Here is a 1,072-nt window from a genome sequence, read left to right on the forward strand (position 1 = left end):
GCCATTGGTGCAAGAAAACAACCCAGAAGTGACGGTAACTTCGGTTTATCCAAGCTCAGACACGTACGCGACGATGGCGTTTGAAGATCGCTGGCCGCTAATGGGCGACTACGATTTCAACGATGTGGTGTGGCGTTATCGCATTACCGAACTGCTAAATGGTCAGCGTGAAATCAAAAATATTACATTCGATTACACCTTACAGGCGATGGGAGCTGGGTTCTCCAACGGTTTTGCGGTTCATCTACCAAATGTTAACCCTGCCAATATTGCGTCGACCGTGTTGACTCGAAATGGCGAACCCGTCACTCATCAAGTGGTGCAATCTGGCGGTGAGGCGGTGCTTGTGGTCTCAGAAAACTTGCGCAAAGACTTAGAAGCATTGGGTGAGTTAGACAGCAATTGTACTTTTTATCGCACTCAAACCGCGTGTGTGAGTCAGCAAACGTCAGATGTTCTGAATTATCAGCTCACCGTTGAGCTATCGACGCCTGTTTCACGTGAGCAAGTTGGCTATCCGCCTTACGATTCATTCATCTTTGCTTCGAAAGACTCGTATCACGGTGATTTTACTGCCACCCCTCCGGGTATGAGTTGGCAAACGCACTTCAAGTCCTTTGCGGGAACCAGTGAGATGAATAACTCTTTTTTCAACCTGCATGATGATAACTCCGGCGGCGCTGAGTCATTCTTGACGAACAACAACATGCCGTGGGCGATCAACATCCGTGACGAGTGGGATCATCCGATTGAAAACGTCGACATCAGTAAAGCGTATCCCGATTTTCCAACTTGGGTAACCAGCAGTGGCGAGTCAGAAACAACGTGGTACCAAGCCTCAACCGCTAACAAAGTAATTCCTGCAACTCAGCAGTAAGGAGCCTGACATGAAACATTCTACAAAACTGCTTATGACGACGTTGATTTCGGCATTAACCGTAGCTTGTGGAGGCGGCGGTGGAGGTGGTGGCTCAACCACGCCTCCGGCAGCAACACCGACGCCATCGGTTCAGGGTCTCGACAATACGGCTGACATCGTGGCGGAACGAGACTTCTCATTCGAGATTGGTGA

The 1,072-nt window shown here is 49.5% G+C and carries 1 protein-coding gene and 1 pseudogene; both read left to right on the top strand.

What is annotated here, in order from left to right:
- Positions 1–877, top strand: an 877-nt coding sequence (locus R7P35_RS26045) for an LruC domain-containing protein (protein ID WP_318093364.1), incomplete at its 5' end; no start/stop codon positions are given.
- A gap of 10 nt (positions 878–887) precedes the next feature.
- Positions 888–1,072, top strand: a pseudogene (locus tag R7P35_RS26050) (hypothetical protein); the annotation flags it as partial.

This window comes from Vibrio sp. Vb0304 (genome assembly GCF_033338995.1).
GTDB classification, from domain to species: Bacteria; Pseudomonadota; Gammaproteobacteria; order Enterobacterales; family Vibrionaceae; genus Vibrio; species Vibrio alginolyticus.